This is a genomic window from Mycobacterium paraintracellulare, from assembly GCF_000276825.1.
In the GTDB taxonomy this organism is placed as follows: domain Bacteria; phylum Actinomycetota; class Actinomycetes; order Mycobacteriales; family Mycobacteriaceae; genus Mycobacterium; species Mycobacterium intracellulare.
In genome coordinates this window covers 4,702,399-4,725,454 of sequence record NC_016948.1, presented here as the reverse complement: position 1 = coordinate 4,725,454, position 23,056 = coordinate 4,702,399, and the positions used below count along the sequence as shown (strand labels likewise).

Sequence of the window (23,056 nt, the reverse complement as noted above, 5' to 3'; positions counted from 1 at the left end):
AGCCGCACTCTCGCCGCCGTCAGGACCCCTCACTACACTGGCCACCGTGCTCATCGGTTCGCATGTCCACCAGGATGACCCGCTGGCCGCCGCGCAGGCCGACGGCGCCGACGTCGTCCAGTTCTTCCTCGGCAACCCGCAGAGCTGGAAGAAGCCCAAGCCGCGTGACGACGCCGAGGCGCTCAAGGCGTCGACCATCCCGCTCTACATCCACGCGCCCTACCTGATCAACGTGGCCTCGGCCAACAACCGGGTCCGCATCCCGTCGCGCAAGATCCTGCAGGACACCTGCGACGCGGCCGCGGCGATCAGCGCGACGGCGGTGATCGTGCACGGCGGCCACGCCGACGACAACGACATGGACGCCGGCTTCGAACGGTGGGTCAAGGCCCTGGACTACCTGGAAACGGACGTGCCGGTCTACCTGGAGAACACCGCCGGCGGCGACCACGCGATGGCCCGCCACTTCGACACCATCGGCCGGCTGTGGGATCACATCGGCGACAAGGGAATTGGGTTCTGCCTGGACACCTGCCACGCCTGGGCCGCCGGCGAGCAGCTGATCGACGCGGTCGACCGCATCAAGGCGCTGACCGGCCGCATCGACCTGGTGCACTGCAACGACTCGAGGGACGCGGCGGGCTCCGGCGCCGACCGGCACGCCAACTTCGGCACCGGCCAGATCGATCCCGAGCTGCTCGCCGCGGTGGTCAAGGCCGCCGACGCCCCGGTGATCTGCGAAACCGCCGACGAGGGCCGCAAGGACGACATCGCGTTCCTGCGGGAGAAAACGGGCGGCTGAGCGCGGGCCAGCGCTTACCTTTGATCCATGCTGCGCCGGCTGGCCACGATCTCGGGTGTCGTCCTGGTGCTCGCGGGCTGCTTTCCCGGAGTCGCCAACGCGCCGACGGGCTTCGTGACCGGCACCAGCGTCCACCACCTCAAGGTCGGCGATCTCGATCGCAGCTATCGGCTGTACAAGCCCGCGGGAGTGGCGGCCTCGGCCCCGCTCGTGGTCATGATGCACGGCGTGTCGGGAAGCGCCAGGGAAGCCGAAAAGGACTACCACTGGGACGGTTTGGCCGATTCGGGCAAGTTCGTCGTCGCCTACCCTGACGGCCTCGACCACGCCTGGAACGTCGACGGCCAAACCTGCTGCGGCCGGTCCGGACGAGAGGGCGTGGATGACGTCGGTTTCATCAGCGCGGCCGTCGCCGACATCGCCAAGAACGTCGGCATCGACACCGCGAAGGTCTATGCCACCGGCATGAGCAACGGCGGCATCATGTCCTACACGCTGGCCTGCACCACGGAGATCTTCGCCGCGATCGGTCCGGTCGCGGGCACCCAGCTGAACTCCTGCCGCACGCCGCATCCGATGTCGGTCATGCACATTCACGGCACCGCGGACGAGCTGGTGCCCTACGGCGGCGGACCGGGCTACAGCGTGATCAACGGCCCGCCCGTGCCGAACGTGAATGCCTTCTGGCGCAACGTCGATCAGTGCGGCGCCCCGTCGGCCACCACCGACGGCCCGATCACCACCTCGACCGCGGGATGCGCCGAGGGTCGCGGGGTCGTGCTCATCACGGTCGACCACGGCGACCACGAGTGGCCCGACTTCGCGACGCGAGAACTGTGGGACTTCTTCGCCGCGCACCCGCGCTGATCATTACAGCTCTTGTGCAACTGTCGGAAAAATGTAACATTGATCCCATGTCGGACACCCATGTCGTCACCAACCAGGTCCCGCCCCTGGAAGACCACAACCCCGCCACCTCGGCGGTGCTCATCGAGGCCCTGATTCGCGAGGGAGGGCAGTGGGGCCTGGACGAGGTGAACGAGGTCGGCGCCCTGTCGGCCAGCCGCGAGGCGCAGCGCTGGGGCGAGCTCGCCGATCGCAACCGGCCCATCCTGCACACCCACGACCGCAACGGTCACCGGATCGACGAGGTCGAATACGACCCGGCGTACCACGAGCTGATGCGCGCGGCGATCGAACACGGCATGCACGCCGCGCCCTGGGCCGACGAGCGGCCGGGTGCGCACGTCGTGCGGGCCGCCAAGACCTCGGTGTGGACGGTCGAACCGGGGCACGTCTGCCCGATTTCGATGACGTATGCCGTGGTGCCCGCGCTGCGCTACAACCCCGAGCTGGCCCAGGTCTACGAGCCGCTGCTGACCTCCCGCGAATACGACCCGGAACTCCGGCCGGCCACCGCCAAGCCCGGCATCACGGCGGGCATGTCGATGACCGAGAAGCAGGGCGGCTCCGACGTGCGCGCCGGCACCACGCAGGCCACCCCCAACGCCGACGGCACCTACAGCCTGACGGGCCACAAGTGGTTCACCTCGGCGCCGATGTGTGACATCTTCCTGGTGCTCGCGCAGGCGCCCGGAGGGTTGTCGTGCTTCATGCTGCCGCGCGTGCTGCCCGACGGCACCCGCAACCGGATGTTTTTGCAGCGTCTCAAGGACAAGCTCGGCAACCACGCCAACGCCTCGAGCGAGGTCGAGTACGACGGCGCGATCGCGTGGCTGGTGGGCGAGGAGGGCCGCGGCGTGCCGACCATCATCGAGATGGTCAACCTCACCCGGCTGGACTGCACGCTGGGCAGCGCCACCAGCATGCGCACCGGTTTGACCCGCGCGATCTACCACGCCCAGCACCGAAAGGCGTTTGGCGCCTATCTCATTGACCAGCCGCTGATGCGCAACGTGCTGGCCGATTTGGCCGTGGAGGCGGAGGCGGCCACCATGGTCGCGATGCGGATGGCCGGCGCCACCGACAAGGCGGTGCGCGGCGACGAGACCGAGGCGCTGCTGCGCCGGATCGGCCTGGCCGCCAGCAAGTACTGGGTGTGCAAGCGCTCGACCCCGCACGCCGCCGAAGCCCTGGAATGCCTGGGCGGCAACGGCTATGTGGAGGACTCCGGCATGCCGCGGCTGTACCGGGAGGCGCCGCTGATGGGCATCTGGGAGGGTTCGGGCAACGTCAGCGCGCTGGATACGTTGCGCGCCATGGCGACTCGTCCCGAATGCGTCGAGGTGCTGTTCGACGAAATCGCCGAGAGCGCGGGCCAGGACCCGCGCCTGGGCAACCATGTCGCGCGGCTGCGCGCCGACCTGGCCAACCTGGAGTCCATCGCCTACCGCGGCCGCAAGGTCGCCGAGGACATCTGCCTGGCGCTGCAGGGCTCGCTGCTGGTGCGCCACGGGCACCCCGCCGTCGCCGAGGCGTTCCTGACGACCCGGCTCGACCGCCGGTGGGGCGGCGCGTTCGGCACCATGCCCGACGGGCTCGACCTCGCGCCGATTCTCGAGCGTGCTCTAGTAAAGGGATGACTCACGCGATCAGGCCGGTCGACTTCGACAACCTGAAGACGATGACCTATGAGGTCACCGACCGGGTCGCCCGGATCACGTTCAACCGGCCGGAGAAGGGCAACGCGATCGTCGCCGACACGCCGCTGGAGCTCTCCGCGCTGGTGGAGCGCGCCGACCTCGACCCGAATGTGCACGTCATCCTGGTGTCCGGTCGCGGCGAGGGATTCTGCGCCGGATTCGACCTGAGCGCCTACGCCGACCGCACCGGGTCGGCCGGCGGCACCGGCGCGTACGCGGGCACCGTGCTGGACGGAAAGACCCAGGCGGTCAACCATCTGGCGGATCAGCCGTGGGACCCGATGATCGATTACCAGATGATGAGCCGCTTCGTGCGAGGCTTTTCCAGCCTCATGCACGCCGACAAGCCCACGGTGGTCAAGATCCACGGCTACTGCGTGGCCGGGGGCACCGACATCGCGCTGCACGCCGACCAGGTGATCGCCGCCGCCGACGCCAAGATCGGCTACCCGCCCACCCGGGTGTGGGGCGTGCCGGCGGCCGGCCTGTGGGCGCACCGGCTCGGCGACGCGCGCGCGAAAAGGCTGCTGTTCACCGGCGATTGCATCACCGGCGCGCAGGCCGCCGAGTGGGGATGGGCGGTCGAGGCGCCGGATCCGGCGGACCTCGACGAGCGCACCGAGCGGCTGGTCGAGCGGATCGCCGCGGTGCCGGTCAACCAGCTGATCATGGTCAAGCTCGCGCTGAATTCCGCCCTGCTGCAACAGGGTGTGGCCACCAGCAGGATGGTCAGCACGGTGTTCGACGGCGTCGCCCGGCACACGCCCGAGGGCCACGCGTTCGTCGCCGACGCGGTCGAGCACGGATTCCGTGAGGCGGTGCGGCATCGCGACGAACCCTTCGGCGACCACGGCCGCCGGGCGTCCGGGGTGTAGCGATGCCGGACATGACGGCGCGGTCGGTGGTGCTCAGCGTGCTGCTCGGCGCCCACCCGGCGCGCGCCCGCGCCAGCGAACTGGTCAGGCTCACTTCCGATTTCGGCATCAAGGAGTCGACGCTGCGAGTGGCGCTGACCCGGATGGTCGGCGCGGGCGACCTGGTCCGCAACGCCGACGGCTACCAGCTCTCGGACCGCCTGCTCGCCCGCCAGCGGCGCCAGGACGATGCCATCGACCCGCGCGTGCGTCCCTGGCGCGGGGAGTGGGTCACCCTGGTCGTGACCAGCGTGGGGGACGACGCACGCACCCGGGCCGCGCTGCGAACCGCCATGCACGACAAGCGTTTTGGTGAGCTGCGCGAGGGGGTGTGGATGCGCCCCGACAACATCGACGCGGAGCTGGGCCCCGACGTCACCGCCAGGGTCCGGGTGCTGCGCGCGCGCGACGGCGACCCCGCCGAGCTGGCCGCGCAGCTGTGGGACCTGCCCGCCTGGGCACGGGCCGGGCACCGGTTGCTCGACGACATGGCCGCCGCGCCGGACATTCCGGGCCGTTTCGTGGTGGCCGCCGCGACCGTCCGGCACCTGCTCACCGACCCGGTCCTGCCCGACGAACTCCTGCCGGCCGACTGGCCCGGGGCCCGGCTGCGGGCGGCCTACCATGACTTCGCCGCTGAGCTGCTGCGGCGGCGCGAACCACTATGTGCGGAGGCGAGATGAGCGATCCGGTGCGCGTCGAGCGCAACGGCCGGGTGACCACCGTGATCATCGACCGGCCGGGGGCGCGCAACGCGGTCAACGGCCCGACGGCCGCCGCGCTCTATGCGGCGTTCGAGGAGTTCGACCGCGACGACACCGCGTCGGTCGCCGTGCTGTGGGGCGACGGCGGGACATTCTGTGCCGGAGCCGATTTGAAGGCGTTCGGCACACCCGACGCCAACGCCGTGCACCGGAGTGGCCCGGGCCCGATGGGCCCGACGCGGATGGTGCTGTCCAAGCCCGTCATCGCCGCGGTCAGCGGCTACGCCGTCGCCGGCGGCCTCGAGTTGGCCATCTGGTGTGATCTGCGGGTGGTCGAGGAGGACGCCGTGTTCGGGGTGTTCTGCCGGCGCTGGGGTGTTCCCCTGATCGACGGGGGCACGGTGCGGCTGCCGCGCCTGATCGGCCACAGCCGCGCGATGGACATGATCCTCACCGGCCGCGCCGTGGCCGCCGACGAAGCCCAGGCCATCGGGCTGGCGAACCGGGTGGTCCCCAAGGGCCAATCGCGCCGGGCCGCAGAGGAATTGGCGGCACAACTGTCGGCGCTGCCGCAGCAGTGCCTGCGCTCGGACCGGCTCTCGGCGCTACACCAATGGGGGGCAACGGAATCCGAGGCGCTCGACTTCGAATTCGCCAGCATCTCCCGGGTCGCCGCCGAGGCGAACGAAGGGGCCGGGCGGTTCGCCGCCGGCGCGGGGCGTCACGGCGCGGCCGCCGATTGAGGGCGCGTTAGCCGCCGATCAAGGCCGGTGAGCCGCCGGTCAGCTGCCCTTGTTGATCGTGTTGTCCGAGCCGAGGTTATCGACCTTGGGATCGCCGTCTTTGTAGGTGATGGTGTTGTTCATCCCGAGCACGGTGATGCGCTTCTCGACCTTGTCGAGGGTGATCTTGTTGTTGGTGCCGCCGATGTTCACCGTCGAGCAGCTGCCGGTGACGGTCAGGGTGTTGTCCGAACCGGCCACGTTCAGCGACTTGCCGGTGGCGCAGTCGAGGTTGGTGGTGGTGCCCATCGACCCGTAGTTCACCGTGTTGCCGATCTCGAGGGACGCGGTGGTGCTCGCTCCGCTCGATCCCGTCGTCGGCGCGGCGCCGGCACTGGTCGTCGGGCTGCTCTTCGTCGTGGTGGTGGAGGAGGAGCCCGCCGGCGGGTTGGCCGTCGAGCTGCAGCCGGCCAGCACCAGGATCGCGGCGGCCGGTGCCAGGGCGAAGGTGTGCACACGCATCGTTGTTTGATTCCCCTCGGTATGGTGCCTCAGCCCGGCACCTGCTGGAGCCGGTTGGTCATGCCCAGTTCGCGGCCCCGGTCCCACAGGAACGGCTGACCACCCTTGTAGAGCACGGTCTGGTCGTGGCCGTACACCGTGATGTCGTGCGAAACCGAGTCGGCGATAACGACATTCGACGAACCCATCACCGTCACGGCGTAGCAGTTGCCCAGCGCGGTGACCGTCAGGAACGAGCCGTTGACCAGCAGCGTGGCGTCGTTGCAGTCGACCGTCTGCTCCATGTCCTCCCCGATGACATGGGTGTCGCCGTTCTTGGCCTGCGCCAGCCCCGGCACGGCGGCGAAACCGGCGACGACGGCGACGGCGCACGTGGCCAACGACCCGGCGACAGTTGTCCACTTCACTGCGGGCCCCCTCTTGGACGGGTCGTCTGCTCGAATGAGCCAAGCATGACATTACGTGCATTCGCCCGCCCGATGGCAGATTTTCTTTTGGTTTGCCGGGCGCTCATGCCCCTGCGGGGAGATTAATGTCTGACCGGGCGTCAACTAGAGTCATTAGTTAACCGCAACCCGTTCCCGCGATCGAAGGGCGACCGCCATGGCAGCTCAACCGGAATCGCCGTCGGCGGCCGGGCGCCAACGCGCGGGACGGCCCGGTTCGCGCCCGACCAAGCTCAGCCGGGAAGGGATCATCGACGGCGCGCTGACGTTCCTGGACCGCGAGGGCTGGGACGCCCTGACCATCAACGCGCTGGCGACGCAGTTGGGCACCAAGGGGCCGTCGCTGTACAACCACGTGGACAGCCTGGAGGACTTGCGCCGGGCGGTCCGGATCCGGGTGATCGACGACATCATCATGATGCTCAACCGGGTGGGCGAGGGCCGCGCCCGCGACGACGCGGTGCTCGTCATGGCCGGCGCGTACCGCAGCTACGCCCACCACCACCCGGGCCGCTACTCGGCCTTCACCCGGATGCCGCTGGGTGGCGAAGACGCCGAGTACGCGGCGGCGACCCGCAGCGCGGCCGCCCCGGTGATCGCCGTGCTGTCCTCCTACGGTCTAGACGGCGCCGAAGCCTTCCACGCCGCGCTGGAGTTCTGGTCCGCGATGCATGGCTTCGTGTTGCTCGAGATGACCGGCGTCATGGACGACATCGACACCGACGTGTTGTTCTCCGACATGGTGCTGCGCCTGGCGGCGGGTCTGGAACGGCGCACCGCCCACGACGGCGCCAGGGGCTAGGCCCCCTTGCGATCGCCGCTTTGACCTGCGAGACCGGCGGCGGGTATTGTGGTTCCTCGTGCCTGGCGGCTTACGGCGCCTAACCGTAAGGAAGTGAATGCCGGGCGAATTCGCGTGTCCACCATGCATCGGACTTACGTCCGGTGCGCAGCGCATGCGACACACCCGGCCGCGGGGTGAAGCGGACGGTCATAACTGCAGTACACAGACTTGAAGACGCCAGAAATATGCCGAACACGAACAGAGAAAGCCGGTAGATGCCAACCATTCAGCAGCTGGTCCGCAAGGGTCGCCGGGACAAGGTCGCCAAGGTCAAGACCGCGGCCCTCAAGGGCAGCCCGCAGCGCCGTGGCGTATGCACCCGCGTGTACACCACCACCCCGAAGAAGCCGAACTCCGCTCTTCGGAAGGTCGCCCGCGTGAAGCTGACGAGCCAGGTTGAGGTGACGGCCTACATCCCCGGCGAGGGACACAACCTGCAGGAGCACTCGATGGTGCTGGTGCGTGGTGGCCGGGTGAAGGACCTGCCCGGTGTCCGGTACAAGATCATCCGCGGTTCGCTCGACACCCAGGGCGTCAAGAACCGCAAGCAGGCTCGCAGCCGTTACGGCGCCAAGAAGGAGAAGAGCTGATGCCGCGCAAGGGGCCCGCGCCGAAGCGCCCGTTGGTCAACGACCCGGTCTACGGGTCGCAGCTGGTCACCCAGCTGGTGAACAAAGTCCTGCTGCAGGGGAAGAAATCGCTCGCCGAGCGCATTGTTTATGGTGCGCTCGAACAAGCCCGGGACAAGACGGGCACCGATCCCGTGATCACGCTCAAGCGTGCTCTCGACAACGTCAAGCCCGCCCTGGAGGTGCGCAGCCGCCGCGTCGGTGGTGCCACCTATCAGGTGCCGGTCGAGGTGCGTCCGGATCGGTCCACCACGCTGGCACTGCGCTGGCTGGTCAGCTTCTCGCGGCAACGCCGGGAGAAGACCATGGTCGAGCGCCTGGCAAACGAGATCCTGGATGCCAGCAACGGCCTGGGTGCCGCCGTCAAGCGACGCGAGGACACCCACAAGATGGCCGAGGCCAACCGCGCCTTCGCGCACTACCGCTGGTAGGTCTTTGCGGCCCGCGCGCCGGGGCGCTGGCCTGACCGCGACAGACAGCAATTAAGCAATCGAAAGAGTGGGAAGACTTCTGTGGCACAGAAGGACGTGCTGACCGACCTGACCAAGGTCCGCAACATCGGCATCATGGCGCACATCGACGCCGGCAAGACGACGACGACCGAGCGCATCCTCTACTACACCGGTATCAGCTACAAGATCGGTGAGGTGCACGACGGCGCCGCCACCATGGACTGGATGGAGCAGGAGCAGGAGCGGGGGATCACCATCACCTCCGCGGCCACCACCTGCTTCTGGAAAGACAACCAGATCAACATCATCGACACCCCCGGGCACGTCGACTTCACCGTGGAAGTCGAGCGCTCGCTGCGTGTCCTCGATGGCGCCGTCGCCGTCTTCGACGGTAAGGAGGGCGTGGAGCCGCAGTCCGAGCAGGTCTGGCGGCAGGCCGACAAGTACGACGTCCCGCGCATCTGCTTCGTCAACAAGATGGACAAGATCGGGGCCGACTTCTACTTCTCCGTGCGCACCATGGAGGAGCGCCTCGGCGCCAACGTCATCCCGATCCAGCTGCCGGTCGGCTCCGAGGGTGACTTCGAGGGCATCGTCGACCTGGTCGAGATGAACGCCAAGGTGTGGCGCGGCGAGACGAAGCTGGGCGAGACCTACGACACCATCGACATCCCGGCCGAGCTGGCCGAGAAGGCCGAGGAGTACCGCACCAAGCTGCTCGAGGCGGTCGCCGAGACCGACGAGGCGCTGCTGGAGAAGTACCTGGGCGGCGAGGAACTGTCGGTCGACGAGATCAAGGGTGCGCTGCGCAAGCTCACCATCAGCTCCGAGGCCTACCTGGTGCTGTGCGGCAGCGCGTTCAAGAACAAGGGCGTGCAGCCGATGCTGGACGCCGTGATCGACTACCTGCCCTCGCCGCTGGACGTGCCGCCGGCCGTCGGCCACGCGCCGGGCAAGGAGGACGAAGAGGTCACCCGCAAGCCGTCGACCGACGAGCCGTTCTCCGCGCTCGCGTTCAAGGTCGCGACGCACCCGTTCTTCGGCAAGCTGACCTACGTCCGGGTGTACTCCGGCAAGGTCGACTCCGGCAGCCAGGTCATCAACGCCACCAAGGGCAAGAAGGAGCGGCTGGGCAAGCTGTTCCAGATGCACTCCAACAAGGAGAACCCGGTGGAGACCGCCTCGGCGGGTCACATCTACGCGGTGATCGGGCTCAAGGACACCACCACCGGTGACACCCTGAGCGACCCGAACCAGCAGGTCGTGCTGGAGTCGATGACCTTCCCCGATCCGGTCATCGAGGTGGCCATCGAGCCCAAGACCAAGAGCGACCAGGAGAAGCTGTCGCTGTCGATCCAGAAGCTCGCCGAGGAGGACCCGACCTTCAAGGTGCACCTGGACCACGAGACCGGCCAGACGGTGATCGGCGGGATGGGCGAGCTGCACCTGGACATCCTGGTGGACCGGATGCGCCGCGAGTTCAAGGTCGAGGCCAACGTCGGCAAGCCGCAGGTGGCCTACAAGGAGACCATCCGCCGCAAGGTGGAGAACGTCGAGTTCACCCACAAGAAGCAGACGGGCGGCTCCGGCCAGTTCGCGAAGGTCATCATCAACCTCGAGCCGTTCACCGGCGAGGACGGCGCGACCTACGAGTTCGAGAACAAGGTCACCGGTGGGCGCATCCCGCGTGAGTACATCCCGTCGGTGGACGCGGGCGCGCAGGACGCCATGCAGTACGGTGTCCTGGCCGGTTACCCGCTGGTGAACATGAAGGTCACCCTGCTCGACGGGGCGTTCCACGAGGTCGACTCGTCGGAGATGGCCTTCAAGATCGCCGGTTCGCAGGTGCTGAAAAAGGCTGCGGCGCAAGCGCAGCCAGTGATCCTGGAACCGATCATGGCCGTCGAGGTCACCACGCCCGAGGACTACATGGGCGATGTGATCGGCGACCTGAACTCCCGCCGTGGCCAGATCCAGGCCATGGAGGAGCGGAGCGGTGCGCGCGTCGTGAAAGCGCATGTGCCGCTGTCGGAGATGTTCGGCTACGTCGGCGACCTGCGGTCCAAGACCCAAGGCCGGGCGAACTACTCCATGGTCTTCGACTCGTACGCCGAAGTGCCGGCGAACGTGTCAAAGGAGATCATCGCGAAGGCGACGGGCCAGTGAGCGAAGACTCACGATTCCAGAGGCGAGTAAGCGGAGCTTACGAGCAAGGAGTCGAGCCAAAAGCTCAAGTCCGCTCGGAGTAATCTTGCCGGGTCATTGGAATGCCTTGGGCGCGGCACAACTGAAAACACCAACACTGCTTTAACAAGCACCAACTAGTCCAGGAGGACACAGAAGTGGCGAAGGCGAAGTTCGAGCGGACGAAGCCGCACGTCAACATCGGGACCATTGGTCACGTTGACCACGGCAAGACCACGCTGACCGCGGCTATCACCAAGGTTCTGCACGACAAGTACCCGGACCTGAACGAGTCCCGCGCGTTCGACCAGATCGACAACGCGCCCGAGGAGCGTCAGCGCGGTATCACCATCAACATCTCCCACGTGGAGTACCAGACCGACAAGCGTCACTACGCCCACGTCGACGCCCCGGGTCACGCCGACTACATCAAGAACATGATCACCGGTGCGGCCCAGATGGACGGCGCGATCCTGGTGGTCGCCGCCACCGACGGCCCGATGCCGCAGACCCGTGAGCACGTGCTGCTCGCCCGTCAGGTCGGTGTGCCCTACATCCTGGTCGCCCTGAACAAGGCCGACATGGTCGACGACGAGGAGCTCCTCGAGCTCGTCGAGATGGAGGTCCGCGAGCTGCTGGCCGCCCAGGAGTTCGACGAGGACGCCCCGGTGGTGCGGGTCTCCGCGCTCAAGGCGCTCGAGGGCGACGCCAAGTGGGTCGAGTCCGTCGAGCAGCTGATGGAGGCCGTCGACGAGTCGATCCCGGACCCGGTCCGCGAGACGGAGAAGCCGTTCCTGATGCCGGTGGAGGACGTCTTCACCATCACCGGGCGTGGCACCGTGGTCACCGGTCGTGTCGAGCGCGGTGTGATCAACGTGAACGAGGAAGTCGAGATCGTCGGCATCCGCCCGACCAGCACCAAGACCACGGTCACCGGTGTGGAGATGTTCCGCAAGCTGCTCGACCAGGGCCAGGCCGGTGACAACGTCGGTCTGCTGCTGCGTGGTATCAAGCGTGAGGACGTCGAGCGCGGCCAGGTCGTGACCAAGCCCGGCACCACCACGCCGCACACCGAGTTCGAGGGCCAGGTCTACATCCTGTCCAAGGACGAGGGCGGCCGGCACACGCCGTTCTTCAACAACTACCGTCCGCAGTTCTACTTCCGCACCACCGACGTGACCGGTGTGGTGACGCTGCCGGAGGGCACCGAGATGGTGATGCCCGGTGACAACACCAACATCTCGGTGAAGCTGATCCAGCCCGTCGCCATGGACGACGGTCTGCGGTTCGCGATCCGCGAGGGTGGCCGCACCGTCGGCGCCGGCCGGGTCGTCAAGATCATCAAGTAGTTCGCTACTGAGTCAGGTCGAAGCCCGGATTGCCCACACGGCAATCCGGGCTTCGTCTGCTGTGCGCATCGCCTCGCCGGACCGGCGCGGAAATGATGCGGCCGCAGAGCGCCCTGCACTAGGATTTCGGCATAGTTCTCGGTGACCGTGAGGCGTGGCGGGGAGGTGCCGATGTCGTTCGTTCAAACGACTCCCGAATTCGTTGCGGCTGCCGCGACGGACCTGGCCAGGATCGGGACGACGATCACCTCCGCCAACACGGCGGCGATGGGGCCGACGTCGGCGGTGCTCGCCCCCGGCGCCGACGAGGTGTCGGCGAGCATCGCCGCCCTGTTCGACGCCCACTCCCAGGTCTATCAGGCACTCAGCGCCCAGGCGGCCGCCTTCCACAGCCAGTTCGTCCAGCTGATGAACGGCGGTGCGATGCAGTATGCCGCCGCCGAGGCGGCCAACGCGACGCCGCTGCAGACCGCGGCCGCGCCCGCATCGATGGCCGCGCAGGTACCGACGATGACGGCCGGCGCCATGAGCGCCTCCGCGCCGACCGCGCCCGCGGGGCCCCTGGCGGCGGCGGTGGCCCCGGCGGCCGCGGTGCCCGCACCGGCCGGCACGCCGGTCGCGGCGGCGCCGGTGGGGTAGGCGACGCTGGCCTCGGCCACCGCACCCGCCGGACCGGCGCGGGTGGCGACGCCGGCCTACGCACCGGCCGGGCCCGCGAGCACCGTCACGCCCGCGGCGTCGGCACCGACCGGCACGTCCGCCGCGCCGCCGGCGCAGGTGGCGCCGCAGGCCTCCCCGGCCACGACGCTGCCTGTATCGCCGCGCACCGCCCCGCACTCGCCGGCGGGGACGCAGCCCGCGGCGCCCCCGGTGCGCCGGGTGCCGATCGTCCCGCCCGAATCGCTGGCCTGATCGCGGCCGAACCGGTTTGCGCGTATCGCGTTCGCGGCGAGCCCCCGAGCGCTAATCTGACACAAATCCCCAGCAAGCCTAGGAGGGGCAAGTGTTAGCGCGCTACCTGAAGGCACAGTTAGTCGTTTTGCTGTGCGGAGGCCTCGTGGGGCCGATTTTCCTGGTCGTGTATTTCGTCATGGGGCTCGACAGCCTGCTGCAGTGGATGTTTTACGTCGGCCTGCTGATCACCGCGGCCGACGTGCTGATCGCGCTCGCGCTGGCCAACTACGGCGCCAAGACGTCGGCGAAGGTGGCCGCCCTCGAACAGAGCGGCGTGCTGGCGCTCGCGCAGATCACCGGCATCACCGAAACGGGCACGTGGGTCAACAACCAGCAGGTCGTCAAGGTGCACCTGCACATCGCGGGGCCCGGGCTGCTGCCGTTCGACAGCGAAGACCGCGTGATCGCCAGCGTCACCCGGCTGGGCAACCTCAACGCCCGCAAGGTGGTGGTCCTGGTCAACCCCACCACCAACGAATACCGGATCGACTGGGAGCGAAGCGCTTTGGTCAACGGCCTGGTGCCCGCGCAGTTCACGGTGGCCGAGGACAACCGGACCTACGACCTGAGCGGGCAGGCGGGCCCGCTGATGGAGATCCTGCAGATCCTCAAGGCCAACAACGTTCCCCTCAACCGGATGGTCGACATCCGGTCGAACCCGGCGCTGCGCGGCCAGATCCAGGCGGTGGTGCGCCGGGCCGTCGAGCAGCAGTCATCGGCCGCCCAACCGGCGCCGGGTGCCCCGCCGTCCGCGGGCGCGGCGCCGTCGGCGGTCGTCACGCCGCCCGAACCGTCGATCGCCGCGCGGCTGCAGGAGCTGAACGATCTGCACGCGAGCGGCGCGCTCACCGACCAGGAATACAACAGCCGCCGCGCTGCGATCATCGCCGAAATCTAGGGGCTCGTCCGCCCACCTGCGGGCGAATTAGAACACGTTTCAGTTCCGCTGCTAGCCTGGCTTGGTCTGTCGGCGGTCGAAGGGGTTACACGTGGCTGGATCACTGCACGGGCGGGTGGCATTCATCACCGGGGCCGCCCGCGGCCAGGGGCGATCGCACGCGGTGCGGCTGGCCGCCGAGGGCGCCGACATCATCGCGCTCGACATCTGCGCGCCGGCATCGGCCAGCGTGACCTACCCGCCCGCCACGCCCGAGGACCTCGACGAGACCGCGCGCCTGGTGGAGGGGCAGGGGCGCAAGATCCTGACCCGCGTCCTCGACGTCCGCGACGACGCCGCGCTGCGGGAGCTGGTGGCCGACGGGATGGAACAGTTCGGCCGGCTCGACATCGTGGTCGCCAACGCGGGAGTGCTGAGCTGGGGCCGCGTCTGGGAGCTCACCGACGAGCAGTGGGACGCCGTCATCGGGTTCAACCTGACCGGCACCTGGCGCACGCTGCGCGCCACCGTGCCCGCGATGATCGAGGCGGGCAACGGCGGTTCCATCGTCGTGGTCAGCTCCTCGGCGGGGCTCAAGGCGACACCGGGCAACGGCCACTACTCGGCCAGCAAGCACGGGCTCACCGCGCTCACCAATACCCTCGCGATCGAGCTCGGCGAATACGGCATCCGGGTCAACTCGATCCATCCGTACTCGGTCGAAACCCCGATGATCGAGCCCGAAGCGATGATGGAGATCTTCGGCAGGCATCCCAGCTTCGTGCACAGCTTCCCGCCAATGCCGGTGCAGCCCAACGGCTTCATGACGGCCGACGAAGTCGCCGACGTCGTGGCGTGGCTCGCCGGCGCCGGGTCCGGCACACTGACCGGCACGCAGATCCCGGTAGATAAGGGTGCCCTAAAGTACTGACCGGCCACCGTGCTAAGAACTCCACGTGAGTACTGACGCGAGCGCCACCAACGGAATCGTGATCGTCGGCGGCGGATTGGCCGCCGCCCGCACCGCCGAGCAGCTGCGGAAATCGGAGTATTCCGGGCCCATCACGCTCGTCAGCGACGAGGTCCACCTGCCGTATGACCGCCCGCCGCTGTCGAAAGAGGTGCTGCGCAAAGAGGTCGACGACACCGCGCTCAAACCGCGCGAGTGGTACGACGAGAACGACATCACCCTGCGGCTGGGATCGGCCGCGACACGCCTGGACACCGCGGCGCAGACGGTGACGCTCGACGACGGGACGACGCTTCGCTACGACGAACTCGTCATCGCCACCGGGCTGGTACCGCGACGCATCCCGTCGATCCCCGACCTCGAGGGCATCCGGGTGCTGCGCTCGTTCGACGAGTCCCTGGCGCTGCGCGAGCACGCGTCCGCGGCGCGGCGCGCCGTCGTCATCGGCGCCGGCTTCATCGGCTGCGAGGTGGCGGCCAGCCTGCGCAGCCTGGGGGTGGACGTGGTGCTGGTGGAGCCCCAGCCCACTCCGCTGGCCGCGGTGCTCGGCGAACAGATCGGTGAGCTGGTGGCCCGGCTGCACCGCGCCGAAGGCGTCGACGTCCGGCTCGGGGTCGGCGTGGCGGAGGTGCGCGGTGACACGCGCGTCGAGGCGGTGGTGTTGAGCGACGGCACCGAGTTGGCGGCCGACGTGGTGGTGGTCGGCATCGGGTCGCGCCCGGCGACCGAATGGCTCGAGGGCAGCGGAGTTGACGTCGACAACGGCGTGATCTGCGACGAGGCCGGGCGCACCAGCGCGCCGAACGTGTGGGCGCTCGGGGACGTCGCGTCGTGGCGTGACGCGACGGGACACCAAGGGCGCGTGGAACATTGGAGCAATGTCGCCGATCAGGCCCGCGCCGTGGTGCCCGCGATGCTGGGGCAGGACGTGCCCACCGCGGTGGTGGTTCCCTACTTCTGGAGCGACCAATACGACGTCAAGATCCAGTGCCTGGGTGAGCCGGAGGCCGACGACATCGTGCACGTCGTCGAGGACGACGGTCGCAAGTTCCTGGCCTACTACGAACGCGACGGCGCCCTGGCCGGCGTGGTCGGCGGCGGGATGCCCGGCAAGGTCATGAAGATGCGCGCCAAAATCGCTGCGGCCGTGCCTATTTCGGAAGTGCTGGGCTGAGCCTTCGCTAGCCGACGGCGGTCGCGTACCGGTCGCCGGCCTTCTCGGTGTTGCGGATCACCGTCGCGAGTTGCTCGGCGATGCCCGGCGCGCTGATGACCGTCGACGCGGACTTGTGGGTGTGGGGATTGCCCTGGGCGTCGGTGAGCTGCGCCCCCGCTTCCCGGGCGATGAGGGTCCCCGCCGCGGTGTCCCAGGGCTTGTTGGACATCATCACGCAGGCGTCCAGGGCGCCCTCGGCGACGAACGCGAGGTCCAGGGTCGCCGCCCCGATCATGCGGATGCGCTCGACCCGCGGCACCAGCTCGGCGGTGAGCGCCAGCCGGTGCTCGTTCAGCCTGCCGGCGTCGTGGCCGACGGCGTAGTCGCCGAGCGACACGATGGCCCCGCTGAGGCTGTCGGCGGCGCTGGCGTTGATCCGCTGGCCGCCCAGGAAAGCGCCCTTGCCCTCGATGGCGTGGTAGGTCTTGCCGAGCAGGGGAGCGTGGGTGACCGCGACCACGGTGCGCCCGGTGCGCATCAGCGCCAGTGATACGGCGCACAACGGCAGCCCGTGGACGAAGTTCGACGTTCCGTCGATGGGGTCGAGCACCCAGAGCCACTCGGAGGTTTCGATGTCCGGGTGTTGCTCGGACTCTTCGGCCAACAGTGGGATCTCGGGTGTGGTTTGGGCCAGGTAGTCGGCGATGTCACGCTGGATCGCGAGGTCGATGTCGGTGACCAGGTCACGGTCTCCCTTGTGCTGCACCGAGCTCGGCTGTGATTTCTTGAGCGTGGCGGCACCGATTTGCGTTGCTTGCCAGGCAATTTCGAAAAGCTCTTGCATTGTCTTCATGCGACAGACTTGCCTCGCTTCCAGGGGTAGCGCGTGGTCGCGTCTCTCGAGGATAGGGGACAGGTGATTTCACATCACAGTCGCATCACGGTATATCACGTTCGCATCACGACGCAGCTATGTCCGTTCCCCCGGGAGTGAAACACGCACCATTGTCGGTGTTTTCGCCGGTAGGGCGCCTGCCCCAGGGAGAATTACGCTGAAATCGGTGATGCGCCACAACGCAATTCGATGGTGCTGCACATCACATCGGTTTGAGGTTTCGTTTGTCTTCGTCGAGGGCACCGGGCGCTCGTGTTTGCGGTGTCACAAAATTGCCAAAATTCCATCGCCAATCTTATTGTGCTGGAAAGACGTAACTTCTGAGCTCGCGTTTTTTTGCTAATGCGACGTCGACCGCCTCGGTCCGGGCGCCGTCCGCCCGGCTCGGTTATTGTCTCCAAGCGAACGATGTATGGGGCCCATACGCACCAGAAGGGGTTGGCATAAGCCGCCTGGTGTGTTGTCCCTGAATCGTTTACGTCGAAGAAACCCCACACCCCAACCTGGCAGGCAGGTGATTGAAAAGTGACAGTGATTGATGAGATATACAGCGCTTCCAGCGTGATTCCGACCGTCGCTCTCAACGACGAGGCGAAGATGCCCGTACTTGGCTTGGGCGTAGCCAAATTGTCCGATGAGGAGACGGAAAGCTCGGTACTCGCGGCCCTGGAGGCTGGCTGCCGCCTCATCGACACCGCTGCCTCGTACGGAAACGAAGAAGCCGTCGGGCGGGCGATCGCCGCGTCGGGCATCCCGCGTGAGGAGTTGTTCGTCGCCACCAAGCTGGGCACCTCGAGGCAGGGCTTCCAGAGTGCCCAGGAGTCGTGCAAGGAGAGCCTGGACCGTCTTGGGCTGGATTACCTCGATCTCTACCTGATCCACTGGCCGGCGCCGAAGCTGGGCAAGTACGTGGAGAGCTTCGAGGGCATGAAGGTCGCCCGCGACGAGGGGCACGTCCGCTCGATCGGCGTCTGCAACTTCACCGAGGAACTGCTGGCGAACGTCATCGAGGAGACCGACGAGGTGCCCGCGGTGAACCAGGTCGAGCTGCACCCGCGCCTCAACCAGGCCGAGCTGCGCCAGGCGCACGCCCAGCACGACGTGACCACGCAGTCCTACAGCCCGCTGGGCGTCGGCAAGATGCTCGAGGACCCGACCGTGACGGCGATCGCCGCCGAGTACGGCCGCACGCCGGCGCAGGTGCTGGTCCGGTGGAACCTGCAGTTGGACAACGTGGTCGTCTCGCGGTCGTCCAAGCCCGAGCGCGTGGCCCAGAACCTCGACGTGTTCGACTTCACTTTGGAGCCCGAGCACATGGAGGCCATCAACGGATTGCACGACGGCACCCGGGTGCTGCACGATCCGATGACCTTCATGGGGACCTAGTACACGCAACGTCAATGCGGCCGAATTGCCGGGCATAGTCCGGCAATTCGGCCGCATGCGTTTTACCGCCAGTGCACCGGCGGGCCGTGCGGGTGGCATTCGCCCAGCACGCGCGATTGGCCGGCCGGCCAGCTGCGGGCGCACACCTCGAACCTGATCGGGGTGCCGGGCCCATCGCTCGCCGGCTCCATCGTGAGGTGGGCGAACGGTGAGCGCGCGCCGGCCCGTGCGGCCAGCGCGTCCACGTGGGCGCGCACGGCGTCGCGCTCGTCGGCCGACAGGTATTGCCAGGTGATGGAATGCCAGAGGACGGTGAGCGCGCCGTCGGCCACCCGCAGGCCGGCGACCGCGCCGGCCGCCGTCCGGCGTTCGAGCCGGGCCGGGACCCGGCGGGCCACCTCGATGGCCCCGCGCAGCCGGGCCAGCCGCGCGGCCTGGTCGGGCCAGACGTAGCTCAGCACGGTCAGCTCCCCGTCGGTGTCGCCGACGTCGATCGGCGCGATGTCGTAGCCACGCCGCTCGGCGATCCGCACGTCACGCCCGGGCGGCAGCGCGCCGCGCCACGCGTCGTCGATGGCCACCGGCGAGTCGGGCGCCCCCCACTGGCTCCCGGCGAACCGGTAAAGGTAGTGATCGGCGCGCAGGTTCAGCCCCGCGCTCGCCCCGATCTCGAAAAGCCTTATCGGCAAACCGGATTGATTGAGGTGCAGCAAACCGCCGATCAGTGCGGCCGATCGGCCCACCTCGTTGGTCTGCGGGGGTTGATCCAGCGCCGCGCGCAGCGCATCGGCGTGGCCGGCCGCGGCGTCGCGGATCTGAGGCCAGGCCGGCCCGGCGTTCCAGCTGCCGCCGGTGCTGGGGTACCAGCGGCGCAGGTGCGCCGCCCGGCCGTCGAGCACCAGCCGGTGCAGCCCGCCGAGCAGCCGAAGCGGCACCGCGTCGCGCGAGGGGGCGTGGCGGTGCCGGGACAGGATGGCCGCGAACACGCCGCCGGCTTCGACGTCGGCGGCCACCAGCTCGAACAGCTCGCCGTACATCGCGGAGCCCGACGAGGCGCAGAACCTGCCCTGGGCGCGCAGCGTGTGCGCCAGGTGCTCGACGCTCAAGTGTCCAGCTCGTTGAGCCCCGCGCCGACCACGTCGAAGGCATTGCCCAGGGCGACCGGCAGCGGGACGGACTCATCGCTGAGCCAGTGTTCGTAGGCCGACAGCGCCACCCCCAGCATCGTCCAGGCGGCGGTCTGCGGCAGCAGGTCGGTTGTCTTGCAATCGCAACGGCGGGCCACGAACCCGGCGATCACCTCGCGCCAGCCGGCGTACATCGTCATCGAATAGGCCTGCAGCTCAGCGGTTTGCAGGATCACCCGCATGCGCTGGCGGTGGCGGGCGGTCTCGGACTCGTCAAAGGTGTTGAACGCCAACAACGCCGCGCGCAGGGCATCGCCCAGGCGCACCCGGGAATCCACGTTGTCGAGCAGGTCGCGCAGGTGGGCGAGGTGAGTGTCGAAATCGCCCCACGGGATGGCGTTCTTGGACGCGTAGTAGCGAAAGAGCGTGCGGCGGGAGATGCCGGCGGCGTGGGCGACGTCGTCGACGCTCACGTCGGCGAAACCGCGGGCGGTGAACAGGTCGATGGCCACGTCGGTGATGTGGGCCGGCGTGGTCGAGCGGCGCCTGCCCACCCGCGGCTGCGGCATCTTCGGACCCCGCCCTTCCATTTCGGCACTCGATGCCATATTCTGGCGGCGAGTGTGACTCAGACCCCATCGTTGTCAAGACCCGACGAAAGGCAAGGCCCCGTGGACCACGAGACCGAAACTGACACCCAGCTCGTCACCGAGACCCTGGTCGAAGAGGTGTCCATCGACGGCATGTGCGGGGTCTACTGACCGTGCCTGCGCCCGCGCAGGCCGAAACGGCTCGCCCCGCCGGCGACACCGTGTTCGATCCTGATCGCGGCTGGCGACTGCACCCGCAGGTGGCGGTGCGGCCGGAACCGTTCGGCGCGCTGCTCTATCACTTCGGCACCCGCAAGCTGTCGTTTTTGAAGAACCGCACCATCCTCACGGTGGTGCAGTCGCTGGCCGAGCACCCCGACGTCCGCTCCGCTTGTCGCGCGGCGGGCATCGACGACGCGGGGCAGGGTCCTTACCTGCACGCGCTGGGTGTGCTCGTCGACTCCAAGATGCTGGTGCCCCGGGAGGACCATCAATGACCGCACCGACCCAAGCGGCCGTACCGCGGCTGATCGAGCAGTTCGAGCACGGGCTCGACGCGCCCATCTGCCTCACCTGGGAGCTCACCTACGCCTGCAACCTGGCCTGCGTGCACTGCCTGTCGTCGTCGGGCAAGCGGGATCCGCGCGAGCTGTCCACCCGTCAGTGCATGGACATCATCGACGAGCTGGAACGCATGCAGGTGTTCTACGTCAACATCGGTGGTGGGGAACCCACTGTGCGCCCGGACTTTTGGGAGCTCGTCGACTACGCGACCGCCCATCACGTCGGCGTCAAGTTCTCCACCAACGGCGTCCGGATCACGCCCGAGGTCGCCGCGCGGTTGGCGGCCAGCGACTACGTCGACGTCCAGATCTCGCTGGACGGCGCCACCGCCGAGGTCAATGACGCGGTGCGTGGACCCGGGTCGTTCGACATGGCGGTGCGGGCGCTGGAAAACCTGGCCGACGCCGGCTTCAAAGACGCCAAGATTTCCGTGGTCGTCACGCGGCACAACGTCGACCAGCTCGACGAATTCGCCGCGCTGGCAAGCCGTTACGGCGCCACGCTGCGGATCACCCGGCTGCGCCCGTCCGGGCGCGGCGCCGATGTCTGGGAGGAGCTGCACCCCACCGCCGACCAGCAGGTCCAGCTGTACGACTGGCTGGTCGCCAAGGGCGAGCGGGTGCTCACCGGCGACTCCTTCTTCCACCTGGCCCCGCTCGGTCAGTCCGGCGCGCTGGCCGGCCTGAACATGTGCGGCGCGGGCCGCGTCGTGTGCCTGATCGACCCCGTCGGCGACGTGTACGCCTGCCCGTTCGCCATCCATGACCGCTTCCTGGCCGGAAACGTGCTGTCGGACGGCGGCTTTGACAACGTGTGGAAGAACGCCCCGTTGTTCCGCGAGCTGCGCGAACCGCAGTCGGCGGGCGCCTGCGGCAGTTGCGGGCATTACGACAGCTGCCGGGGCGGCTGCATGGCGGCCAAGTTCTTCACCGGGCTGCCGCTGGACGGGCCGGACCCCGAATGCGTTCAGGGCCACAGCGCGTCGGCGCTGGCGCACGACCGCGAGACGCCGCGCCCCCGGGCCGACCACTCCCGCGGCAAGCGCATCCGCCAACCGGTGCCGCTCACGCTGTCGCTGCGGCCACCGACGGTCACGCCCGCGGCGCCGCCGGCGCGCCTGTGTAATGAAAGCCCGGTGTGACAATGGCCGAGAAATGGTTTGAAACCGTTGCCATCGCGCAGCAACGCGCCAAGCGCCGGCTGCCGAAATCGGCCTATTCGTCGCTGATTTCGGCCAGCGAAAAGGGAATCACGGTTTCCGACAACGTCGAAGCCTTCGGTGAGCTCGGTTTCGCCCCCCACGTCGTCGGCGCGCCGGCCAAGCGCGACATGTCGACCAGCGTTATGGGGCAGGACATTTCGATGCCCGTCCTGATCTCACCGACCGGCGTGCAGGCCGTGCACCCCGACGGCGAGGTGGCCGTCGCGCGGGCCGCCGCCGCCCGCGGCACCGCCATGGGCCTGTCCTCGTTCGCCAGCAAGCCGATCGAAGAGGTCATCGCGGCGAACCCCAAGTTGTTCTTCCAGCTGTACTGGCTGGGTGACCGCGACGCGATCGCGGCGCGGGTCGAGCGCGCCCGGGCGGCCGGCGCGGCAGGCCTGATCGTCACCACCGACTGGAGCTTCTCGCACGGCCGGGACTGGGGCAGCCCCTCGATCCCGGAGAAGATGGACCTCAAGACCATCCTGAAGATGAGCCCGGAGGTGATCACCAAGCCGCGGTGGTTTCTGCAGTGGGCGAAGACCATGCGGCCGCCGGAGCTGCGGGTGCCCAACCAGGGCCGCCGCGGCGAGCCCGGGCCCCCGTTCTTCGCGGCCTACGGCGAGTGGATGGGCACCCCGCCGCCGACCTGGGAAGACATCGCCTGGCTTCGCGAACTGTGGGGCGGGCCGTTCATGCTCAAGGGCGTGATCCGCGTCGATGACGCCAAAAGGGCTGTGGACGCGGGGGTTTCGGCGATCTCGGTGTCGAACCACGGTGGCAACAACCTGGACGGCACCCCGGCCTCGATCCGCGCCCTGCCGGCGATCGCCGCGGCCGTCGGGGATCAGGTCGAAGTGCTGCTCGACGGCGGCATCCGGCGCGGCAGCGACGTCGTGAAGGCCGTGGCGCTGGGGGCGCGCGCGGTGATGATCGGCCGGGCGTACCTGTGGGGCCTGGCCGCGGCGGGCCAACCGGGCGTGGAGAACGTCCTCGACATCTTGCGTGGCGGCATCGACTCGGCCCTGATGGGTCTGGGACATTCCTCGATCCACGACCTCGGGCCCGGCGACATCCTGGTGCCGCCCGGTTTCACCCGGGCGCTGGGCGTGCCGCCGGCCGGCGGATAACGAAAGCCGGGCTATCCAGGGCGGCTTTGTCGGAA

General features: G+C 68.4%; 26 protein-coding genes. 21 read left to right on the top strand and 5 right to left on the bottom strand.

Annotated features, from left to right (window positions below; translation table 11 throughout):
- The first annotated feature begins 46 nt into the window (after positions 1-46).
- The 6 genes from OCQ_RS21965 to OCQ_RS21940 are packed head-to-tail and all read left to right on the top strand — an operon-like array spanning position 47 to position 5,766.
- Positions 47-802 (top strand): deoxyribonuclease IV, encoded by a 756-nt coding sequence (locus OCQ_RS21965; protein ID WP_008260869.1) that lies wholly within the window; start codon positions 47-49, stop codon positions 800-802.
- A 27-nt stretch (positions 803-829) separates the two neighbouring features.
- Positions 830-1,669 (top strand): extracellular catalytic domain type 1 short-chain-length polyhydroxyalkanoate depolymerase, encoded by an 840-nt coding sequence (locus tag OCQ_RS21960; RefSeq protein WP_008260865.1) that lies wholly within the window; start codon positions 830-832, stop codon positions 1,667-1,669.
- A gap of 47 nt (positions 1,670-1,716) precedes the next feature.
- Positions 1,717-3,345 carry an acyl-CoA dehydrogenase family protein gene (locus OCQ_RS21955; RefSeq protein ID WP_008260863.1) on the top strand — a complete coding sequence of 543 codons (1,629 nt, stop codon included), beginning with the start codon at positions 1,717-1,719 and terminating at the stop codon, positions 3,343-3,345.
- Entirely contained in the window at positions 3,342-4,280 is a 939-nt protein-coding gene (locus OCQ_RS21950; RefSeq protein WP_008260861.1) for a crotonase/enoyl-CoA hydratase family protein, read from the top strand. Before OCQ_RS21955 ends, OCQ_RS21950 begins: the two co-directional genes overlap by 4 nt.
- Positions 4,281-4,282: 2 nt before the next feature.
- A complete protein-coding gene (locus OCQ_RS21945; RefSeq protein ID WP_014385817.1) occupies positions 4,283-5,002 on the top strand; it encodes a PaaX family transcriptional regulator C-terminal domain-containing protein in 720 nt (239 codons plus the stop codon).
- Positions 4,999-5,766, top strand: a complete 768-nt coding sequence (locus OCQ_RS21940) for a crotonase/enoyl-CoA hydratase family protein (protein WP_014385816.1) — start codon at positions 4,999-5,001, stop codon at positions 5,764-5,766. The genes OCQ_RS21945 and OCQ_RS21940 overlap by 4 nt, the downstream gene beginning before the upstream one ends.
- 39 nt (positions 5,767-5,805) lie before the next feature.
- Here the strand turns inward: OCQ_RS21940 and OCQ_RS21935 are convergent, their stop codons facing one another.
- Both OCQ_RS21935 and OCQ_RS21930 read right to left on the bottom strand, forming a co-directional pair.
- Entirely contained in the window at positions 5,806-6,267 is a 462-nt protein-coding gene (locus tag OCQ_RS21935; RefSeq protein WP_044059221.1) for a DUF3060 domain-containing protein, read from the bottom strand.
- Positions 6,268-6,296: 29 nt separating this feature from the next.
- Positions 6,297-6,674 carry a DUF3060 domain-containing protein gene (locus tag OCQ_RS21930; RefSeq protein ID WP_014381131.1) on the bottom strand — a complete coding sequence of 126 codons (378 nt, stop codon included), beginning with the start codon at positions 6,672-6,674 and terminating at the stop codon, positions 6,297-6,299.
- A 196-nt stretch (positions 6,675-6,870) separates the two neighbouring features.
- On the opposite strand from OCQ_RS21930, the gene OCQ_RS21925 reads away from it, so the two are divergent.
- The 10 genes from OCQ_RS21925 to OCQ_RS21885 all read left to right on the top strand — a co-directional run bounded on the left by OCQ_RS21925 (position 6,871) and on the right by OCQ_RS21885 (position 16,146).
- Positions 6,871-7,515, top strand: coding sequence for a TetR/AcrR family transcriptional regulator (locus OCQ_RS21925; RefSeq protein WP_008260853.1), 645 nt, complete (start codon positions 6,871-6,873; stop codon positions 7,513-7,515).
- Positions 7,516-7,772: 257 nt separating this feature from the next.
- Positions 7,773-8,147: a 30S ribosomal protein S12 gene (gene rpsL / locus OCQ_RS21920; protein ID WP_007767794.1), complete on the top strand. Its 375-nt coding sequence runs from the start codon at positions 7,773-7,775 to the stop codon at positions 8,145-8,147.
- The gene (gene rpsG / locus OCQ_RS21915) at positions 8,147-8,617 is read left to right on the top strand and encodes a 30S ribosomal protein S7 (RefSeq protein ID WP_008260850.1); all 471 of its coding nucleotides are present in this window, start codon (positions 8,147-8,149) and stop codon (positions 8,615-8,617) included. Before rpsL ends, rpsG begins: the two co-directional genes overlap by 1 nt.
- Before the next feature lie 81 nt (positions 8,618-8,698).
- Positions 8,699-10,804, top strand: a complete 2,106-nt coding sequence (fusA, locus tag OCQ_RS21910) for an elongation factor G (RefSeq protein ID WP_008260848.1) — start codon at positions 8,699-8,701, stop codon at positions 10,802-10,804.
- Between the two features lie 176 nt (positions 10,805-10,980).
- Positions 10,981-12,171 carry an elongation factor Tu gene (gene tuf, locus OCQ_RS21905; protein WP_008260847.1) on the top strand — a complete coding sequence of 397 codons (1,191 nt, stop codon included), beginning with the start codon at positions 10,981-10,983 and terminating at the stop codon, positions 12,169-12,171.
- A gap of 171 nt (positions 12,172-12,342) precedes the next feature.
- Positions 12,343-12,810 carry a PE family protein gene (locus OCQ_RS27370; protein ID WP_407937422.1) on the top strand — a complete coding sequence of 156 codons (468 nt, stop codon included), beginning with the start codon at positions 12,343-12,345 and terminating at the stop codon, positions 12,808-12,810.
- Positions 12,811-12,852: 42 nt separating this feature from the next.
- On the top strand, positions 12,853-13,083 hold the full coding sequence (locus OCQ_RS27150; RefSeq protein WP_237718798.1) for a hypothetical protein: 231 nt from the start codon (positions 12,853-12,855) through the stop codon (positions 13,081-13,083).
- Positions 13,084-13,174: 91 nt separating this feature from the next.
- The gene (locus OCQ_RS21895) at positions 13,175-14,023 is read left to right on the top strand and encodes an SHOCT domain-containing protein (protein ID WP_041785217.1); all 849 of its coding nucleotides are present in this window, start codon (positions 13,175-13,177) and stop codon (positions 14,021-14,023) included.
- A gap of 91 nt (positions 14,024-14,114) precedes the next feature.
- A complete protein-coding gene (locus tag OCQ_RS21890) occupies positions 14,115-14,933 on the top strand; it encodes a mycofactocin-coupled SDR family oxidoreductase (RefSeq protein WP_014385810.1) in 819 nt (272 codons plus the stop codon).
- 25 nt (positions 14,934-14,958) lie between these two features.
- Positions 14,959-16,146: an NAD(P)/FAD-dependent oxidoreductase gene (locus OCQ_RS21885; protein WP_014385809.1), complete on the top strand. Its 1,188-nt coding sequence runs from the start codon at positions 14,959-14,961 to the stop codon at positions 16,144-16,146.
- Positions 16,147-16,153: 7 nt separating this feature from the next.
- Here OCQ_RS21885 and OCQ_RS21880 read toward each other — a convergent pair whose 3' ends face one another.
- Positions 16,154-16,981 carry an inositol monophosphatase family protein gene (locus OCQ_RS21880; RefSeq protein WP_014385808.1) on the bottom strand — a complete coding sequence of 276 codons (828 nt, stop codon included), beginning with the start codon at positions 16,979-16,981 and terminating at the stop codon, positions 16,154-16,156.
- A gap of 567 nt (positions 16,982-17,548) precedes the next feature.
- Between OCQ_RS21880 and OCQ_RS21875 the strand changes: the two genes are divergently transcribed.
- Entirely contained in the window at positions 17,549-18,409 is an 861-nt protein-coding gene (locus OCQ_RS21875; RefSeq protein WP_014381127.1) for an aldo/keto reductase, read from the top strand.
- 62 nt (positions 18,410-18,471) lie between these two features.
- Here the strand turns inward: OCQ_RS21875 and OCQ_RS21870 are convergent, their stop codons facing one another.
- Together OCQ_RS21870 and mftR are read right to left on the bottom strand one after the other, a co-directional pair.
- Entirely contained in the window at positions 18,472-19,515 is a 1,044-nt protein-coding gene (locus OCQ_RS21870) for a DUF2332 domain-containing protein (protein ID WP_014385807.1), read from the bottom strand.
- Positions 19,512-20,105 (bottom strand): mycofactocin system transcriptional regulator, encoded by a 594-nt coding sequence (gene mftR / locus OCQ_RS21865; protein ID WP_009957101.1) that lies wholly within the window; start codon positions 20,103-20,105, stop codon positions 19,512-19,514. The genes OCQ_RS21870 and mftR overlap by 4 nt, the downstream gene beginning before the upstream one ends.
- Positions 20,106-20,207: 102 nt before the next feature.
- On the opposite strand from mftR, the gene mftA reads away from it, so the two are divergent.
- Genes mftA through mftD form a run of 4 tightly spaced genes read left to right on the top strand, consistent with a single transcriptional unit; the run spans position 20,208 to position 23,021 of the window.
- Positions 20,208-20,297 carry a mycofactocin precursor MftA gene (gene mftA, locus OCQ_RS21860; protein ID WP_007773607.1) on the top strand — a complete coding sequence of 30 codons (90 nt, stop codon included), beginning with the start codon at positions 20,208-20,210 and terminating at the stop codon, positions 20,295-20,297.
- Complete coding sequence (gene mftB / locus OCQ_RS21855; protein ID WP_009957100.1) at positions 20,282-20,623, top strand: mycofactocin biosynthesis chaperone MftB; 342 nt, start codon at positions 20,282-20,284, stop codon at positions 20,621-20,623. The genes mftA and mftB overlap by 16 nt, the downstream gene beginning before the upstream one ends.
- A complete protein-coding gene (gene mftC / locus OCQ_RS21850) occupies positions 20,620-21,831 on the top strand; it encodes a mycofactocin radical SAM maturase (protein ID WP_009957098.1) in 1,212 nt (403 codons plus the stop codon). The genes mftB and mftC overlap by 4 nt, the downstream gene beginning before the upstream one ends.
- 2 nt (positions 21,832-21,833) lie before the next feature.
- Positions 21,834-23,021 carry a pre-mycofactocin synthase MftD gene (mftD, locus tag OCQ_RS21845; RefSeq protein ID WP_009957097.1) on the top strand — a complete coding sequence of 396 codons (1,188 nt, stop codon included), beginning with the start codon at positions 21,834-21,836 and terminating at the stop codon, positions 23,019-23,021.
- Positions 23,022-23,056 lie beyond the last annotated feature (35 nt).

Bases quoted from the DNA above. Each gene is read 5' to 3' on its own strand.
- OCQ_RS21940 (WP_014385816.1), top strand. From the start codon at position 4,999: ATGAGCGATCCGGTGCGCGTCGAGCGCAACGGCCGGGTGACCACCGTG.
- OCQ_RS21880 (WP_014385808.1), bottom strand. From the start codon at position 16,981: ATGAAGACAATGCAAGAGCTTTTCGAAATTGCCTGGCAAGCAACGCAA.
- rpsG (WP_008260850.1), top strand. From the start codon at position 8,147: ATGCCGCGCAAGGGGCCCGCGCCGAAGCGCCCGTTGGTCAACGACCCG.
- mftD (WP_009957097.1), top strand. From the start codon at position 21,834: ATGGCCGAGAAATGGTTTGAAACCGTTGCCATCGCGCAGCAACGCGCC.
- OCQ_RS21945 (WP_014385817.1), top strand. From the start codon at position 4,283: ATGCCGGACATGACGGCGCGGTCGGTGGTGCTCAGCGTGCTGCTCGGC.
- mftC (WP_009957098.1), top strand. From the start codon at position 20,620: ATGACCGCACCGACCCAAGCGGCCGTACCGCGGCTGATCGAGCAGTTC.
- OCQ_RS21955 (WP_008260863.1), top strand. From the start codon at position 1,717: ATGTCGGACACCCATGTCGTCACCAACCAGGTCCCGCCCCTGGAAGAC.
- OCQ_RS21925 (WP_008260853.1), top strand. From the start codon at position 6,871: ATGGCAGCTCAACCGGAATCGCCGTCGGCGGCCGGGCGCCAACGCGCG.
- OCQ_RS21950 (WP_008260861.1), top strand. From the start codon at position 3,342: ATGACTCACGCGATCAGGCCGGTCGACTTCGACAACCTGAAGACGATG.
- OCQ_RS21960 (WP_008260865.1), top strand. From the start codon at position 830: ATGCTGCGCCGGCTGGCCACGATCTCGGGTGTCGTCCTGGTGCTCGCG.
- mftR (WP_009957101.1), bottom strand. From the start codon at position 20,105: ATGCCGCAGCCGCGGGTGGGCAGGCGCCGCTCGACCACGCCGGCCCAC.
- OCQ_RS21935 (WP_044059221.1), bottom strand. From the start codon at position 6,267: ATGCGTGTGCACACCTTCGCCCTGGCACCGGCCGCCGCGATCCTGGTG.
- rpsL (WP_007767794.1), top strand. From the start codon at position 7,773: ATGCCAACCATTCAGCAGCTGGTCCGCAAGGGTCGCCGGGACAAGGTC.
- OCQ_RS27370 (WP_407937422.1), top strand. From the start codon at position 12,343: ATGTCGTTCGTTCAAACGACTCCCGAATTCGTTGCGGCTGCCGCGACG.